Source organism: Synechococcus sp. CB0205 (assembly GCF_000179255.1).
Lineage (GTDB): Bacteria > Cyanobacteriota > Cyanobacteriia > PCC-6307 > Cyanobiaceae > Vulcanococcus.
The window spans coordinates 51,931-64,748 of the sequence record NZ_ADXM01000020.1 but is presented as its reverse complement, the minus strand read 5'-3'; the positions used below and the strand labels follow the sequence as shown (position 1 = coordinate 64,748).

The 12,818-nt window shown below is 66.2% G+C and carries 13 protein-coding genes; 7 read left to right on the top strand and 6 right to left on the bottom strand.

Annotated features, from left to right (window positions below; all coding sequences use genetic code 11):
* Positions 1 to 86 precede the first annotated feature (86 nt).
* Together CB0205_RS0102640 and CB0205_RS0102635 are read left to right on the top strand one after the other, a co-directional pair.
* A complete protein-coding gene (locus tag CB0205_RS0102640; protein WP_010314004.1) occupies positions 87 to 1,424 on the top strand; it encodes a cation:proton antiporter in 1,338 nt (445 codons plus the stop codon).
* Positions 1,384 to 1,935, top strand: coding sequence for an isoprenylcysteine carboxylmethyltransferase family protein (locus tag CB0205_RS0102635; RefSeq protein WP_043705262.1), 552 nt, complete (start codon positions 1,384 to 1,386; stop codon positions 1,933 to 1,935). The genes CB0205_RS0102640 and CB0205_RS0102635 overlap by 41 nt, the downstream gene beginning before the upstream one ends.
* A gap of 4 nt (positions 1,936 to 1,939) precedes the next feature.
* On the opposite strand, the gene dusA is transcribed toward CB0205_RS0102635, so the two are convergent.
* Complete coding sequence (gene dusA, locus CB0205_RS0102630; RefSeq protein ID WP_010314000.1) at positions 1,940 to 2,938, bottom strand: tRNA dihydrouridine(20/20a) synthase DusA; 999 nt, start codon at positions 2,936 to 2,938, stop codon at positions 1,940 to 1,942.
* A gap of 25 nt (positions 2,939 to 2,963) precedes the next feature.
* Here dusA and CB0205_RS0102625 point away from each other — a divergent pair, with 25 nt between their 5' ends.
* Positions 2,964 to 4,214: an NAD(P)/FAD-dependent oxidoreductase gene (locus tag CB0205_RS0102625; protein ID WP_010313998.1), complete on the top strand. Its 1,251-nt coding sequence runs from the start codon at positions 2,964 to 2,966 to the stop codon at positions 4,212 to 4,214.
* Here the strand turns inward: CB0205_RS0102625 and CB0205_RS0102620 are convergent.
* The 3 genes from CB0205_RS0102620 to CB0205_RS0102610 all read right to left on the bottom strand — a co-directional run bounded on the left by CB0205_RS0102620 (position 4,207) and on the right by CB0205_RS0102610 (position 8,405).
* Complete coding sequence (locus tag CB0205_RS0102620) at positions 4,207 to 5,448, bottom strand: type II secretion system F family protein (RefSeq protein ID WP_010313996.1); 1,242 nt, start codon at positions 5,446 to 5,448, stop codon at positions 4,207 to 4,209. The genes CB0205_RS0102625 and CB0205_RS0102620 overlap by 8 nt on opposite strands.
* On the bottom strand, positions 5,448 to 6,521 hold the full coding sequence (locus CB0205_RS0102615) for a type IV pilus twitching motility protein PilT (protein WP_010313994.1): 1,074 nt from the start codon (positions 6,519 to 6,521) through the stop codon (positions 5,448 to 5,450). Before CB0205_RS0102615 ends, CB0205_RS0102620 begins: the two co-directional genes overlap by 1 nt.
* Before the next feature lie 66 nt (positions 6,522 to 6,587).
* Complete coding sequence (locus tag CB0205_RS0102610; RefSeq protein WP_010313992.1) at positions 6,588 to 8,405, bottom strand: GspE/PulE family protein; 1,818 nt, start codon at positions 8,403 to 8,405, stop codon at positions 6,588 to 6,590.
* Between the two features lie 95 nt (positions 8,406 to 8,500).
* Here CB0205_RS0102610 and grpE point away from each other — a divergent pair, with 95 nt between their 5' ends.
* The 4 genes from grpE to rsgA are packed head-to-tail and all read left to right on the top strand — an operon-like array spanning position 8,501 to position 11,531.
* A complete protein-coding gene (gene grpE / locus CB0205_RS0102605; RefSeq protein ID WP_010313990.1) occupies positions 8,501 to 9,175 on the top strand; it encodes a nucleotide exchange factor GrpE in 675 nt (224 codons plus the stop codon).
* Between the two features lie 2 nt (positions 9,176 to 9,177).
* Entirely contained in the window at positions 9,178 to 10,305 is a 1,128-nt protein-coding gene (dnaJ, locus tag CB0205_RS0102600) for a molecular chaperone DnaJ (protein WP_029626065.1), read from the top strand.
* Positions 10,306 to 10,312: 7 nt separating this feature from the next.
* A complete protein-coding gene (locus CB0205_RS0102595; RefSeq protein ID WP_010313986.1) occupies positions 10,313 to 10,534 on the top strand; it encodes a sulfurtransferase TusA family protein in 222 nt (73 codons plus the stop codon).
* A gap of 10 nt (positions 10,535 to 10,544) precedes the next feature.
* Positions 10,545 to 11,531 (top strand): ribosome small subunit-dependent GTPase A, encoded by a 987-nt coding sequence (gene rsgA, locus CB0205_RS0102590; RefSeq protein ID WP_232197224.1) that lies wholly within the window; start codon positions 10,545 to 10,547, stop codon positions 11,529 to 11,531.
* Positions 11,532 to 11,533: 2 nt separating this feature from the next.
* On the opposite strand, the gene CB0205_RS0102585 is transcribed toward rsgA, so the two are convergent.
* A complete protein-coding gene (locus CB0205_RS0102585) occupies positions 11,534 to 11,872 on the bottom strand; it encodes a YbaB/EbfC family nucleoid-associated protein (RefSeq protein ID WP_010313981.1) in 339 nt (112 codons plus the stop codon).
* Positions 11,873 to 11,898: 26 nt separating this feature from the next.
* On the bottom strand, positions 11,899 to 12,816 hold the full coding sequence (gene murB / locus CB0205_RS0102580) for a UDP-N-acetylmuramate dehydrogenase (RefSeq protein ID WP_010313980.1): 918 nt from the start codon (positions 12,814 to 12,816) through the stop codon (positions 11,899 to 11,901).
* Between the last annotated feature and the right edge of the window lie 2 nt (positions 12,817 to 12,818).

Genomic DNA, 12,818 nt, shown 5'->3' with positions numbered 1-12,818 from the left:
TGCTGATGCCTGGCCGGAAAGTAGCCGTTGTCACAGGAGATGGCGCCGTCGGGCGAGACTCTCGTTCGGAATCACTCACGACTGCTATGCCGGAGATCGGCGCCCATCAGCTCGAGGTGGTCGAAACCCTGATTGGGGTTGGCCGCTTCTTGGTGATTTTTGTGGCCGCTCGCCTACTGGCGGAACTGCTGGTGCGCTGGCAGTTGCCCACCATCCTTGGTGAGCTGATCGCCGGCGTGATCATCGGTGCCTCTGGCCTGCACCTGATCGTGCCGCCGGAGACCCAGGCGGCGGTGGCCAATTGGGCTCTCCAGCTGATGGGCTCGCTTGCGGACGTGCCGCCCCAGCTGGTCGGCGAGGTCTACAACGAAAGTTTCCCGAGCCTGCAGGCGGTGGCCACCTTGGGCCTCTTTGCCCTGTTGTTCCTGACGGGTCTCGAAAGCGACCTTGATGAGCTCGTGGCCGTCGGTGCCCAGGCGATCACCGTCGCTGTCGCCGGCGTGGCAGTGCCCTTTGCACTCGGTACAGCGGGCTTGATGGCACTCTTCCACGTGGAGGTGATCCCCGCCGTGTTTGCCGGGGCGGCCATGACGGCCACCAGCATCGGCATCACAGCGAGTGTCTTTGGTGAGCTGAAGATGCTGCGCTCCCGGGAGGGGCAGATCGTGATCGGCGCCGCCGTCCTGGACGACATCCTCGGCATCGTCATCCTCGCGGTGGTGGTGAGCATCGCTGGCGGCGGCAGCCTGGAGCTGGGCCCGATTCTCAAGCTGCTGGCCGCGGCCGTGGTGTTTGTGGTTGCTGCCATTGGCCTGAGCCGCACCGCGGCGCCTGGTTTCGACTGGTTGATTGATCGCCTCAAGGCCCCAGGCGATGTGGTGGTGGCCTCGTTTGTGGTGCTCACCCTGTGCTGTTTCGCTGCTACGGCCATTGGCCTGGAGGCGGCCCTGGGTGCCTTTGCCGCAGGCTTGATCCTGAGCAAGTCGAACCACACCCATGCGATCGAGGCCGCGGTGAAGCCGGTGGTGGCCCTCTTCGCCACGATCTTCTTCGTCTTGATCGGCACCGGCATGGATCTTTCGGTGCTCAATCCCCTAGACCCCGAGAACCGCGCCGGTCTGGTGATCGCCGCTTTCCTGCTGGTGGTGGCGATCCTGGGCAAGGTCGTCTCCGGCTGGACCTTTGTTTCCAAGGAACCCACGAACCGCCTGGTGGTGGGTCTGGGGATGATGCCCCGCGGTGAGGTGGGCCTGATCTTCCTGGGGCTTGGTACCCAGGCCAAGCTGCTCAGCCCGGCCCTGGAGGCAGCGATCTTGTTGATGGTGATTGGCACCACCTTCCTGGCGCCGATCCTGCTCAGACTGGTCCTGGCTGGAAAGAGTGATGGACCCGACCTCGACCCCCTCGCCGAAATCCCCAATTAAGGGCTGGCAGTTCAGTTGGGGCGGCTGGTTGGACAACCGCCACGGGGAGTGGTGGCTGCTGGCTCAGCTGCTGTTGATCGCAGCCACCCTTTTTCCGGCCTGGCCGGCCCCGGGCAGCTGGGGCTATGCCTGGCCCTTGCCGCTTGCCCTTGCTGGCGTTCTGCTGCTCTTGGTCGGCCTGGCGCTGGCCGCCCAGGCCTTCTGGCGCTTGGGACCCAGCCTGACGCCGTTGCCGGATCCCAAGCCTGGGGCCGCTTTGGTGACGACCGGGGCCTATGGGCGCTGCCGCCATCCGCTGTATCAAGCCGTGTTGCTCTGTGAGCTCGGGGTAGCCCTGGCCCTCGGCAGCCTGTTCCACCTGGGCCTGTTCTTTGCTCTGGCCGCGGTGCTGGGCGGCAAAGCGCGGCGGGAGGAGCGTTTCCTCGTGCCGCTCCATCCGGAGTACGTCAGTTATCGGCGCAGCACCCCGGCGATCTTGCCGGGGTTGCCTTGGCTGGATTGGCGGAGCTGAGCCGCTAGAGCCCGCGCTCCTCCAGCTGCCGCGCAGCCCGCTCGAAGACCTCAGGTCCTGCATCCCGTTGGCCAGCGGCCTGGCCCAGGTCCCGGCGCCAATGGCGGGCGCCGCTGACGCCTTCCACCACCTGCACCAGGTGCCGGGCGATGGACCAGAGCCGCCCGCCGCTGCCGCACCAGCGCTCGGCATAGGGAATCAGGCCCCGCACCACCGTGGAGGCCTTGGCGACCGGTTGGCTGCTGTCGCCAAACAGGTCCCGGTCCACCGTGGCCCAGCGCAGCGGGTGGTCGTAGGCGGCCCGGCCCACCATCACCCCATCCACGGCCTCGAGCTGCTCCAGGCAGCTGCTGAGCTCCAGCAGGCCTCCGTTCAGTTCAATCGTCAGCTGGGGCCGGTCCGCCTTGAGCTGATGCACGAGCTCGTAGCGCAGGGGAGGAATGGTGCGGTTTTGCTTGGGATCCAACCCCTCGAGCCAGGCCTTACGGGCGTGCACGCTGAAGCGCTGCGCCCCGGCCGCGGCCACCGTGTCGACAAAGGCCAGCAGCTCCCCATAGGAATCCCGCTCATCGATGCCGATGCGGTGCTTCACCGTGACCGGCAGCGGCGAGGCCTGGGCCATGGCGCTGATGCAGCGGGCCACCTGTTCGGGTTCTGCCATCAGGCAGGCGCCAAAGCGCCCTTTCTGGACCTTTTCGCTTGGACAGCCGACGTTGAGGTTGATCTCGTCGTAGCCCCGGTCTGCGGCGATGCGCGCGGCCTCGGCCAGGAGCACCGGGTCATCCCCGCCCACCTGCAGGGCAATCGGATGCTCGATCGGATCGAAGTCAATCAGCCGGTCCCGCCGTTCGCTGTGGTGGAGCGCTTGAGCCACCACCATTTCGGTGTAGAGCAGGCTGCGGCGGCTGATCTGCCGCATCAGCACCCGGAAGTGCCGATCGGTGTAGTCCATCATCGGAGCCACACTGAAGCGGTAGGCCCCGTTCAGCAGCGAATCGGGCATCACCCCATGCTCGCCTTTCACGCTGATGCCCCCCCGTTCTGAGCACTGGTCCGTGGTGGTGGCGGGCGGTGGTCCGGCGGGATTCATGGCGGCTATCGCCGCGGCCGAGGCCGGTCAGCGGCGGGTCCTGGTGCTGGAGAGCACCCCTGAGCCCCTGGGCAAGGTTTTGATCAGCGGTGGCGGCCGCTGCAATGTCACCCATGCCTGCTGGGATCCGCGGGAATTGGTGGGCTTCTATCCCCGCGGCGGCAAGGCCCTGCGGGGACCCTTCAGCCGCTTTGCTGCCGGTGATGCCGTGTCTTGGTTTGACGACCACGGCCTGACCCTGGTGGAGGAGGCCGATGGCCGGATGTTCCCCCAGGCCAACCGCTCAACGGCTGTGATTCAGTGCCTCAGGCAGGCGGCGGAACGGGCCGGGGTGACCCTGCGCAGCAGCGAGGCGCTCCAGCAGGCCGAGCAGCGGTCCGCGGGTGGTTTTGCCCTCAGCCTGCGCAGCGGCATCCAGCTGAGTACTGACCGGTTGGTGCTTGCCACCGGGAGTCACCCCAGTGGTCGGCGTTTGGCATCAGGTATGGGCCATGGCTTGGTGGCCCCGGTTCCGTCCCTCTTCACCCTCGCCTTTAAGCCCAATCCCCTGCTGCCTTTGGCTGGGGTCGTGATGGACCCGGTGGACTTGGAGCTGGAGGCCGGTGGGCAGCGCTTCCGCCAGAGCGGCCCTGTGCTGATCACCCACTGGGGTCTGAGCGGACCGGCGACCCTGCGGCTGACCGCCTTCGCCGCCCGGGCCCTCCACGGCGAGGGCTACCGGGGCAGCCTGCAGGTGGATTGGAGCGGCGGCCGCAGCCAGCAGCAGCTGGAAGAGCTCTTCGCGGCTTGCCGGCGTGATCAGGCCAAGCGTCAGCTCAGCAATGCCCGCCCCTGGCCAGGCCTCAGCCGACGCCTCTGGCAGCACCTGCTCGATCAGCAGGGGGTTGAGCCCGATCGCCGTTGGGCGGATTTGGCCAAGCGTCAGCAGTTGGGTCTGCTGGAGGCCCTGCGCCGCAGCCGTTTCCCCGTGGCGGGCCGCGGCCCCTTCGGTGAAGAATTCGTGACCGCCGGAGGCGTGCCTGTGGGGGAGGTCAACCTGGCCACGATGGAGAGCCGCAAGGTCGAAGGTCTCTACCTGGTGGGTGAGCTCCTGGATGTCGATGGCGTCACCGGTGGCTTCAACTTCCAGCACTGCTGGAGTTCCGGCTGGCTGGCGGGGCAGGCGATTGCGGCGGCCGGATCTAGTTGATCTGATCGAAGATCGAGAACATCGGCAGGTACATCGCCAGCAGGATCGAGCCAACGATGCCGCCCACCATCACGATCATGGCCGGCTCCAGCATGGAGGTCAGGGCCTTGACGGCGGCTTCCACCTCGTCTTCGTAGAAGTCCGCCACCTTCGAGAGCATGGCGTCCATCTGGCCGGTTTCTTCGCCGATGGCGAGCATGCTCAAGGCCAGCTCCGGGAACACCTTTTTGCGCTCCAGGGCGACGCTCAGGGGGATGCCCTCCTGCACGTCCTGACGGGAGCCGACGATGGCGTCGGCAATCACTGCGTTGCCCGCGGTTTCCTGCACGATCTCCAGGGACAGCAGGATCGGCACCCCCGCGCGGGTCAGGGAGCTGAAGGTGCGGCAGAACTTGGCCGTGGCTGTTTTCTGGATCAGGTCGCCAAAGAGCGGCAGCTTCAGCAGTAGTCCGTCCACGCGCCGGCGCCCGCTGGCGGTCGCGTAGTAGCGGCCAAACATCCAGACCCCCACAGCGATTGCCAGGGCCAGGAACAGGGAGAAGGAGGACCGCAGCAAGGCGCTGAGGTCGACCATCATTTGAGTGAAGAGGGGGAGTTCAGCCCCGAGGTCTTCGAAAATCCCAGCGAAGGTGGGGATCAGGAAGATCGTCATCCCCAGGAACACCAGGATCGCGATCGCCAGCACGGCCACGGGATAGCCCATGGCGCCCTTGATTTGGTTCTGCAGCCGGGCATTGCCCTCGAGCAACTTGGCCAGGCGGCGCAGGCTTTCGTCCAGCACGCCCCCCGCCTCTCCGGCTTCCACCATGGCGATAGTGAGCTTGTCGAACACCCGCGGCCAGGAGCGCAGTGCTGCCCCCAGGCTGCCCCCTTGGTTCACGTCCGTGCTGACGGCGGTGAGTGCCCGCTTAAACAGCGGCATGCGCTGCTGACGGGCCATGAGATCGAGGCTGCGCACAATCGGGACTCCCGCATCCACCAGCGCCGCGAGCTTGTTGGCAAAGAGCGCCTTCTCGCGAATGCCCGGTTTGGCCTCCAGCAGGCTGGAGAGATCCATGCCAAAGACCGTGCTCCCGGCCGCGGCGTTGGGTGTGGTTGCGGCGAGCTCCAGGCTGGTGGCCACGATGCCCCGGCGCCTCAGGTCCCGCCGGGCGCGGCTGAGATCACTGGCCTGCAGTCGCAGCGTCCGGGTTTGACCGGAGCGATTGGTGTAGGTGGCGCTGAACTGGGGCACTAGCCCTCCAGGAGCCGCTGCAGCTCATCGGGTTTGCTTGCTTTGGCGAGGGCTTCGCTGCGCTCGACGGCTCCGGCCTGCACCAGGTTCGCCAGGGCGCGCTCGAGGGTTTGCATCCCCTGCTGGCCGCCTGTTTGGATCTGGGAATAGAGCTGGGCGGTTTTGCCCTCCCGGATCAAGTTGGCGATGGCGGGGGTGTTGATCAGGATTTCTTGGGCCATGACCCGCCCGAATTGCCCGGGTTTGGGGTTTTGGCGTTTGCAGAGGGTCTGGGAGAACACCCCCACCAGGGAGCCACTGAGCTGAACCCTGATCTGGGTTTGCTGCTCTGGCGGAAAGACATCCACCATGCGATCGACGGTTTGGGCCGCCGAGCTGGTGTGCAGGGTGCCAAAGACCAGGTGCCCCGTTTCTGAGGCGGTGATGGCCAACTGGATCGTTTCCAGATCCCGCATTTCGCCCACCAGGATCACGTCGGGGTCCTCCCGCAGGGCGGCGCGCAGGGCGGCGCCAAAGCTGCGGGTGTCATCCCCCAGCTGGCGCTGGTGGATCACGCTTTTGTCGTTGCGGTAGGTGAATTCGATCGGATCTTCGATCGTGAGGATGTGTTCGGCGCGGCTGCGGTTGATGTGATCCAGCAGGGCCGCCAGCGTCGTGGTTTTGCCTGAGCCGGTGGGACCGGTCACCAGCACCAGACCCCTGGGGCGGCGGCTGGTTTCCTCGACGATGGGCGGTAGGCCCAGGCTCTCCAGGCTGGGGATTGTGCTGCCGAGGGCCCGTAGACAGGCCGCATAGCTCCCCCGCTGGCGGTAGACATTGACCCGAAAGCGGGAGACGCCTTTTAGGCCATAGGCGCAGTCCAGCTCCCAGGTTTGCTCCAGCTGCTTGCGCTGGGCGTTGTTGATCATCGAGAAGATCAACCGGTTGCAGAGGTCCTCGCTAAGCCGCTCCTCCCGCATCGGTTTGAGCGCTCCACTGAAGCGGCCGTAGGGCGGTTGGCCGGCTGCCAGGTGCAAGTCGCTGCCACCCGCCTCGACCAGCTCCTCCATCAACTGTTCGATCTGGAGCTCCATGCAGCTCGCGGCGCCGGTGGCTGTCCTCAGTGTGGGAAGCCCGCCAGGGCCTGGCAATGGCGCTGCTTAATGCAGTTGCCGGGGGGTCAGGCAATAGGGGCATTCCAGCCACTCATCCCGCATCCCCGCTCCGCAGCCCTGGCAGGTGATCGTGTGCAGGGCCTTGGCCCGGCGCTCGGTTTCCAGGCTGGAGTCCGTGAGGATCATCCGCTCGATTTCCTCGAGGGTGGTTTCCCCTTGGCGCACCAGGTCGAGGCTGTAACCCAACAGGGTTTTCATGCCGTTCTCGATGGCGAGCTTGCGCAGTCGATCGGTGCTGGCCTCCTGGGCAATGGCACTGGCGAGGGTGTCGTTGACGCGCAGCACCTCGTAGACCCCCACCCGGCCCTTGTATCCCAGCCCCTGGCAGCTGGGGCAGGGGTTGCTGTCACTGGCTTGCAAGCGCTTGGCCTTGAAGAAAGTGATCGCCTGCTCGTTGCTGGCAAACAGGCCAAAGCGGCCCAGGTCCTGCTCACTGGGGTGATAAGGCTGCCGGCAGTCCGGGCAGACCCGCCGCACCAGGCGCTGGGAGACGATTCCGATTAAGGAGGCGCTCACCATGAAGGGCTCCACGCCCATTTCCGAGAGGCGGGCGATGGCGCTGGGGGCGTCGTTGCAGTGGAGGGTGGTCAGCACCAGGTGGCCGGTGAGCGCCGCCTCGATGGCGGTTTTGGCCGTTTCCCGGTCCCGGGTTTCCCCCACCAGCAGGACATCGGGGTCTTGCCGCATGAAGGCCCGCAGGGCCATGGCGAAGTCGTAGCCCTTCTCCCGGTTGACCTGGGTTTGGGCAATGCCCTTGAGGGTGTATTCGATCGGGTCCTCGACCGTGGAGATATTGATCCCAGGCTCATTGCGTTCCGCGAGCAGCGAATAGAGCGTGGTGCTCTTGCCTGATCCCGTCGGCCCAGTCACCAGCAGCATTCCGAAGGGCTTGCTGCCCATCTCCCGGACACTGGCCAGGGCCGCGGGCTCGCTGATCAGGCGGTCGAGGCCGAGGTGCGTCGCGCCGCTATCCAGCAGACGCATGCAGACCTTCTCGCCATAGCGGGTGGGCAGGGTGCTCACCCGCAGGTCAAACAGGCGACCTTGATAGCGCCGCCGGATGCGGCCGTCCTGGGGAAGCCGGCGCTCAGCGATGTCCAGGTCCGCCATGATTTTTAGGCGGGAGGTCACCGCAGGGGTCAGTTGTTTCGGCAGCTTCTCCAACGGCTCGAGCACCCCGTCTTGGCGCAAGCGAATCAGCAGTCCGTCCTCTTGCGGTTCCAGGTGGATGTCGCTGGCACTGCGCTCGAGCGCTTGCACCAGGATCCGGTCCACCAGGCTCACCACCGGTGAGGCGTTGGAGGCCTTCAGGCTGGCTTCGACATCCAACTCGCTGAGGCTGTCCTCGGGCGCGTCCTCAAGGGGGCCCTCGAGTTTGAGGTCCTCAAACAGGGAGATCCGGTTGGGGGTCTCCTGCGGAGCTGAAACCGCGGCCGGTGTGGCGGGGGGTGGAGGTTGATTCAGGACGGTTTGCAGGTCCCCTTGGAGGGCCAATCGCAGTGCCAGGGGGGGTCCCTCGGGGCAGGCCGAGCGGAGTGTCTGGCGTTGCTCGGCACCCCAGTGGGTTGGCACGGCCACCGTCAGGGTGTTGTTGGCGTACGCCACGGGAAGGCAGCCGAGATCCCTGCAGCTCTCCTGAGTCAGTTGCGGATGCCAGCTCCAGCGAGCCTCTCCAGCGGCGCTTAGTTCAGAGCCGGTGAGGACGGCTTCCTGGAGCAGCAATTCGACCTCGAGCCGCTGCTGTTCAGGGCTTTGGGCCTCGGCCACCGGTCGCTGGGGAATGGTGCTGGCGCTTGCTGTCATCAGCCGCTCCGCCGAGGAGGTGCGGGCTTCCGCCGCTTGTGGGGTGGCGCCCCTTCACATCAACATGTCTAGATCAGATCTCCGGTTCGGTCAGCATGAGCGGCGACGCGACTCCGTTTCCCCAGGACTCCGCCCCGGCCCCAGCTGAGGCCGCGGCAGCGCCAGAAGCCACTCCTGCAGTGGATTCAGCCCCTGCTGAGGTGGCCGCCGAGCCCAGCGCCGATCCCGAGCAGCGGGTCCGGGACCTGGAGGCCGAGCTGACGGCTCTGAAGGCCGAGCACGAGAGCGTCCGCAGTCAGTACATGCGGATTGCGGCGGACTTCGACAACTTCCGTAAGCGCCAGAGCCGCGACCAGGAGGACCAGCGCACCCTGATCGCCTGCTCCACCCTGAGCGAGATCCTGCCGGTGGTGGACAACTTTGAGCGGGCCCGCCAGCAGCTGGATCCCCAGGCCGAGGAGGCCCAGGCCATCCACCGCAGCTACCAGGGGCTCTACAAGCAACTGGTCGATGTGTTCAAGCAGTTGGGCGTCTCACCGATGCGGGTTGAAGGCGAGCCCTTCGATCCCACCCTCCATGAGGCGGTTCTTCGGGAACCCAGCGATGAGCACGCCGAGGACCTGGTGATCGCTGAACTGCAGCGGGGCTATCACCTGAACGATCGCGTGCTGCGGCACGCCCTGGTCAAAGTCTCGATGGGTCCAGGCCCCAGTGGTGATGCCGCACCGGCCAGCTCCACGGATGACGCTGCACCCTCCGAAGAGGGATGAGCATGGCCGATTTTTATGACCTCCTTGGGGTCAGCCGCGACGCTGATGCGGACACGCTGAAGCGGTCCTATCGCCGCCTGGCGCGTCAGTACCACCCGGACATCAACAAAGATCCCGGCGCGGAAGACAAGTTCAAGGAGATCGGCCGTGCCTATGAGGTGCTGAGTGATCCCCAGACCCGGGCCCGCTACGACCAGTTCGGCGAAGCCGGCTTGGGCGGCGCCGCGGGGATGCCCGACATGGGCGACATGGGCGGCTTCGCTGACCTGTTCGAAACCTTCTTCAGCGGTTTCGGCGGGGGCATGGGCGGCCCCTCCGCCGGTGGTGCCCGTCGCCGCGGTCCCCGCCAGGGCGATGACCTGCGGTTTGACCTGACCATCAGCTTCAGCGAAGCGGTCTTTGGTCAAGAGAAGGAAATTCAGATCCGTCACCTTGAGACCTGCAACAGCTGCAGTGGCTCCGGGGCGAAGAGTGGCAGCGGTCCCACCAGCTGCGGCACCTGTGGTGGTGCCGGCCAGGTTCGCCGCGCGACGCGGACGCCCTTTGGCAGCTTCACCCAGGTGGCCCCCTGCCCCACCTGTGAAGGAACCGGCCAGGTGATTGCCGATCCCTGTGGCGCCTGTGGCGGCCAGGGCCTGCAGCAGGTTCGCAAAAAGCTGCGCATCAATATCCCTGCGGGTGTCGACACCGGCACGCGGCTACGGGTGGCCGACGAGGGCAACGCCGGACAGCGGGGCGGCCCCGCCGGCGACCTCTATGTCTTCCTGACGGTTCAGTCCCACCCGAGCCTCCGCCGCGACGGGATCAACATCCACTCCGAGGTGACGGTCAACTACCTCCAGGCGATCCTCGGCGACACCATTGAGGTGGAGACCGTCGATGGTCCTGAGCAGTTGGAGATTCCGGCAGGCACCCAGCCCGGAGCGGTCCTGACCCTGACGGGTAAGGGTGTTCCGAAGCTGGGTAATCCCGTGGCGCGGGGCAACCACCTGATCCAGATCAAGGTGCAGCTCCCCACCAAGGTCAACCGCGAGGAGCGTGAACTGCTCGAGCAGTTGGCGGGGCACCACACGGCCAAGGGGCAGAAGCACCCCCACAAGAGCGGGCTGTTTGGCGGTTTGTTTGGCTAGGTCAGTGATGACCCAGCTCGACCTGCGCGGTACCCCCTGCCCGCTTAATTTCATTCGCACCAAGCTGGCCCTCGAGAAGCTGCCCGCAGGCGGGTGGCTCCAGGTGGATTTGGATGCCGGTGAGCCCGAGGAGATGGTGGCCAGCGGCTTGCGGGAGGCCGGACATCGCGTTGAGCTGGAGGCCTTGGAACCCGGGGCGGTGCGTTTGTCGATCTGTCGCTGTGGCTGAAGCCCTGGTGATGGCCCTTGAGGCCAACTTCTGCCGGGTGCAACTGGATCGGCCTGGCCCTGGAGGGGTGGACCAACTGCTCTGTGTCCGCCGCACGCGGCTGGGCAAGACCGGACAGCAGATCTGCGTTGGAGATCGGGTCGAGGTGGAGGGCATCGATTGGCCGGAAGCCCGGGCGGCGATCGCGGCGGTGGCCCCCCGCAGCAGCCTGCTGGAGCGTCCTGCTGTGGCGAACTGCAGCCGGGTGGTGGTGGCGGCGGCGTTGGCTCAGCCGGAGTTGGATCCATTGCAACTCACCCGTTTTTTGCTGACGGCGGAGCGGACGGGTGTGGCGGTGGAGCTGGTGCTCACCAAGGCGGACCTGCTGAGCGCATTGGAACTAGAGCAGTGGCGTGAACGGCTCACGGCTTGGGGGTATGTCCCCCAGCTGGTCTCCTCCCAGAGTGGGCTTGGTCTGGCTGCGCTGCGGGAGCGTCTGGCGCAACCGGGGGTCTCAGTGCTGTGTGGCCCATCGGGGGTGGGCAAGAGCAGCTTGATCAACGCCCTGTTGCCGCAGCTGCGTTTGCGGGTGAGTGCCGTCTCCGGCCGCCTGCAGCGGGGACGGCACACCACGCGGCATGTGGAACTGTTCCCGGTGGAGCCCGGTGCACTGCTGGCGGATTCACCGGGCTTTAACCGACCGTCCTTGCCGGCGGAGCCCACGGAGCTGGGGAGCCTCTTTCCGGAAATTCGGCAGCGGCTCGAGAGCTCGGCCTGTCAGTTCAAAAATTGCTTGCATCAGGGCGATCCCGGCTGCGCCGTCGGCAGCGATTGGGATCGCCATGGTCTGTATCTCAACTGCCTGGAGTCCGTCCAGCAGCAGGTGGCGCGCCAACCCCGCCCCCGCAGTGGCGGCCTGAAGCAGCGGGGAGGAAAGCAGGAGCCCCTGCTCGATCAGCGCCTGCGTCAGAGCTCAAGGCGCCGCTTGCGGCAGGAGGAGCCCGATGAGGAGGGCTAGGCCTAGCCCATGCCGGGCAGGTTCAGGTTGAGCCCGCCGGTGAGCTCTTCCATCCGCTCTTTCATGGTCCCGGTGGAGTTGTCGTAGGCCGAGCGCAGGGCCTCGAGGGTGGCGTTTTCTGTTGTGGAGGCGCCCTCGGCGAGCAGGGCAGGGTCGAGGCGGACCTTCAGGGGTTGCTGGTTACCCGAGAGCCAAACGCTGGCCCGGCCGCAGCTGCTTTGCCCCTCGATTTCCATCGCATCGAGCTCCTCCTGGAGCTTCGCGGCGTCCTGTTGGATCTGCTGGGCCTTCTTGAAGGCTTCGGTGAGCTGGCCGAAATTGGGGAGACCGAAACCGGCCATGCCTGCACTATTGAAGTGGGCGCAGGCTACGCCGCCAGGGCGAGGTCTTCGAAACGTCCGAGCCGTTTCACCTCGGTGTGGAGGGTGATGCTGTGCTGCTCCATCACCCGCTCTTGGACGAGGGCAATGAGTTGATCGATCTCCCCGGCGCTGGCGCTGCCGGTATTGACGATGAAGTTGGCGTGGATCGGGGAGATCTGGGCGCCCCCCAGGCTGAATCCCTTGAGGCCGAGGGCTTCGATCAGTTGTCCGGCTTTCTGCGGTTCGGGGTTGCGAAAGACGCTGCCGCAGCTGGGTTGCTGGTAGGGCTGACTGCTGGTTCTGCTGTGCAGGTTGATGCTGGTGCGCTGGCTGACGCTGCGGGGATCGTGGCCGGAGGAGAGGCGAAAGCGAGCTGAGAGGACCACCAGGGGTTCTGCTTGAAGGCGGCTATGGCGGTAGTCAAAGTCCAGTGCTGCGGCAGGGATGGTGTGGGTCTGGCTGGGCTGCTCCGGGTCCACCACCGTGACGCTCTCGAGGATGTCGGCGGTGCAGCCCCCTTGGGCGCCTGCATTCATCACCGCCGCGCCCCCCACCGTTCCTGGGATGCCAACGGCCCACTCCAGGCCCGAGAGGCCGGCCCGCGCCGCCCGCCGCGCCAGGGTGGGAATCGGTTCTCCCGCCTGGGCTTCGATCAGGCCGCTGCTGGCCTCCAGGTCAGCCCCTTGGAGGTGGCGGGTGCAGAGGGTGAGTCCCTCCAGTCCTTGATCGCTGACCAGCAGGTTGGAGCCTGCGCCAATGACCCGCTGGATGCAGCCCTGGGATACAGCCCAGCGCAGCAGGGCCAGTAGCTCGTCCGTTGACTCCGGTTCAGCGAAGTAATCCGCTGCTCCCCCCACTTTCCAGGTGGTGTAATCGGCCAGAGCAACCGCCGACCGCAGCCCCAGGGGGAGGGAGAGGGCCATCG